This window comes from Bacteroidia bacterium (assembly GCA_025056095.1).
In the GTDB taxonomy this organism is placed as follows: domain Bacteria; phylum Bacteroidota; class Bacteroidia; order JANWVE01; family JANWVE01; genus JANWVE01.
In genome coordinates this window covers 1-3,095 of record JANWVW010000282.1, presented here as the reverse complement: position 1 = coordinate 3,095, position 3,095 = coordinate 1, and the positions used below count along the sequence as shown (strand labels likewise).

Below are 3,095 nucleotides of genomic sequence, written 5' to 3'. Positions count from 1 at the left end.
CCGTAGCACGCCGACCTTGTGGGCATGAGCGCAAGCGAAACGCCCACAAGGGCACGCCCAAAAAATTAAAAATTAACCTTTTCTTACTTATTCGTGGCGTAAAATAAAAACAGGCTTAGTCTTTTTCTTATGAATTGTTTTCCAACCGCAGTTCTTGGATATAGTATTTTCCTGAATCCTGTTTGAGCAAAATATACAAACGCATGGTCAAGTTGTTAGTTGTGGTATAGTTTCCAATAGCATAAATCATATTGTTGGATGTGCCTCTGTGAATTAGCCGAGCTGCTTTTGGGGGGTTTTTTTCAAAAAACGATTTCAAAATAAACGCAGCTTGAGTATTAGTATACGTACCTTCCTCCTCACCGATAGTAATATCAGCAGTGCCTTTTATCATTTGGGCAATGGTATTAGCATCGGCGTTCTGAATAGCTGTTTCTATTTGTCTAAAAGTATCTTCCTGTGCATAAGATATTTTTGTCCCTATGCATAACCCCCAAAATACTAAAAAAAGCGTGTAGTGTATTATTTTCATGGGTTAGATAAAAAACAAGCGAAAATTATGCCATAATAACAAGATAATGTATCAGTTGCTGAAAGTTGTACTTACTCAAAGTACAGAAGAATTAAGGGCTAGTCAGTACATAATCCAATTGCCCCACATATTTTTTTGCACATTGAAAGATACTTGAATGAATGTAAAAATGCTTATATTTGCTACGTATGATAGTTCTTTCCATACAGCCCCACCTTTTACTCAATCACTTTCCTGTGGTAGGATGCTTGATTGCAGTATTTTTGTGGTTATATACTTTTATTAAGCATACAAGAGACTTAGTCCTTTTGTGCTATGTTTTTTCAGTTGTAGTTGCGATTTCAGGTATTGTTGCAGCTATTACAGGCGAGCAAGCAGAAAAAAGCGTAGAACAATACAACCAAGCAGAGATAGAAGGCAAGCCCAAAGAAAGCCCTGACAAGGAAAAAATTGTATTTTCAGAACAATCCTTAAAATGGATGGAGAAACATGAGGAATCGGGGCTATTTTTTAGAAACTTAATGTTCTTACTGCTAATTGCTGGCAGTATAGGTTGGATTGCTCCACGTTATCGCACGCGTATGCTCATGTATATATGCATTGCCATCTTAGCTGCAAGCTTATATTTTGCTTTTGACGCGGCACACACAGGGGGAATGATACGCCACCCTGAAATAAGATAAAAATACCTATCTTTGCAGATTGACAAAAACATGAAAGTTACAGCAGCTATTACCGCCGTCGAGGCATACACTCCAGACTACGTGCTTACCAATCAAGAGCTTGAAAAAATGGTAGACACCTCAGATGAGTGGATACGAACCCGTACAGGTATTTTAGAACGAAGAATTCTTAAAGAAAAAGGGCAAGGTACTTCCGATATAGCTGTGCAGGCTATCAAAAAAATGATAGAAAAACGCGGCATTAACCCGTTAGAAATAGATTTTTTGATTTGTGCTACGGTTACGCCCGATATGCAGTTCCCTGCTACCGCTAACATTATTTGCGATAAAATAGGCGCTAAAAATGCTTGGGGATACGACCTGAACGCAGCTTGTTCAGGTTTTATTTATGCCTTAGTTACGGCAGCGAAGTTTATAGAAACAGGCATGTACAAAAAAATAATTGTAGTAGGTGCCGATAAAATGTCTTCTATTATTGACTATCAGGATAGAAATACTTGTATCATTTTTGGTGATGGTGGGGGCGCAGTACTGCTAGAAGCTAATACCGAAGGTAACGGTATATTAGACGCCTGTTTGTATAGTGATGGTTCAGGGCGACATCATTTGCATCAAAAAGCAGGGGGAAGCATCAAACCTGCTACCATAGAAACAGTTCAAAACCGAGAACACTACGTATATCAAGAAGGTCAAACAGTATTCAAATTCGCCGTTGTCAAAATGGCGGAAGTTGCAGTAGAAATTATGCAGCGCAATCAACTTAAGCCCGAAGATATAGCCTACTTAGTCCCTCACCAAGCTAATTTGAGAATTATTCAAGCTACAGCGGACAGAATGGGCATAGGTATGGATAAAGTAATCGTCAACATTCAAAAATATGGCAATACTACTAATGGCACTATCCCTATTTGCTTGGCTGAAGCCCAACATTTATTCAAAAAAGGCGATAATCTTATTTTAGCTGCTTTTGGAGGAGGTTTCACTTGGGGCAGTGTATATGTTAAATGGGCGTATTAAAACGCAATTCCTCTTTTCTATTCCCATTTTAATCAAGCTAAGTTTAACTTCATTTTTGACAGGATGCTGCTATTCTTTTACTTCCAAAACGATAGATAGCCGCGTCAAAACGCTTTCTATTGAAACTATACAAAACCAAGCAGAGGTCATTGTACCTGCCCTTAATTTTGAGCTTACCGAAGCTATTCGTGAAGCATTTTTACGCCAAACTTCTCTCAAATCTGTCAATAAAGATGGTGATTTTCATTTTTCAGGTGTAATTACACGGTACTATATCACTCCTATTGCCATTCAAGGTTCGCAGACCGCAAGCCAAAACCGCTTAACTATGAACGTCAAAATTACTTTTACCCATAAATACGATGAAACTAAAAACTACGAATTTGAATTCTCTAACTTTGTAGACTTTCCTTCTACTGCTAACTTGGTGGACATACAATCTACGCTCAATGCAGAGCTGAACAAAAAAATTGCACAAGACATTTTTAATAAAACCTTAGGGGATTGGTAGTATGAAACAAATAAAAGGCACGATTAAAATTGTGGGGTTTGCTTTTATTGTATTAGTGGTAGTAGCTTTGATACATACCTATTTAGAGCGCAGGTATAATGATAATTACAATAAAGCAGAGGAATTATTTAAGAAAGGACACTACAAGCATGCATTTTATTATTACGATCAAGTTCCCAAAGATGACCCAAGGTATAGCATGGCACAGGTTAAACGTGAGCAGTGTGCTAAGATATTAGACTCGTTAAAAAAATCCAAAAAAGGTACTCATTGAATTTTTATTTTTTTGGGCGTGCCCTTGCCCACACTTCGCTTGCGCTTGTGTGGGCAAGGTCGGCGTGCTTCGGGCTAC

Annotated in this window: 5 protein-coding genes; 4 read left to right on the top strand and 1 reads right to left on the bottom strand. The window is 38.3% G+C overall.

Annotated elements, in window-relative coordinates; all coding sequences use genetic code 11:
• Positions 1-127: 127 nt before the first annotated feature.
• A complete protein-coding gene (locus tag NZ519_13390; GenBank protein ID MCS7029747.1) occupies positions 128-532 on the bottom strand; it encodes a DUF4783 domain-containing protein in 405 nt (134 codons plus the stop codon).
• Positions 533-720: 188 nt separating this feature from the next.
• Between NZ519_13390 and NZ519_13385 the strand changes: the two genes are divergently transcribed.
• Genes NZ519_13385 through NZ519_13370 form a run of 4 tightly spaced genes read left to right on the top strand, consistent with a single transcriptional unit; the run spans position 721 to position 3,017 of the window.
• On the top strand, positions 721-1,215 hold the full coding sequence (locus NZ519_13385) for a hypothetical protein (GenBank protein ID MCS7029746.1): 495 nt from the start codon (positions 721-723) through the stop codon (positions 1,213-1,215).
• 30 nt (positions 1,216-1,245) lie between these two features.
• Positions 1,246-2,232: a ketoacyl-ACP synthase III gene (locus NZ519_13380; protein MCS7029745.1), complete on the top strand. Its 987-nt coding sequence runs from the start codon at positions 1,246-1,248 to the stop codon at positions 2,230-2,232.
• Complete coding sequence (gene lptE / locus NZ519_13375) at positions 2,183-2,743, top strand: LPS assembly lipoprotein LptE (protein MCS7029744.1); 561 nt, start codon at positions 2,183-2,185, stop codon at positions 2,741-2,743. Before NZ519_13380 ends, lptE begins: the two co-directional genes overlap by 50 nt.
• 1 nt (position 2,744) lies before the next feature.
• Positions 2,745-3,017, top strand: a complete 273-nt coding sequence (locus NZ519_13370) for a hypothetical protein (GenBank protein MCS7029743.1) — start codon at positions 2,745-2,747, stop codon at positions 3,015-3,017.
• Positions 3,018-3,095: the final 78 nt, after the last annotated feature.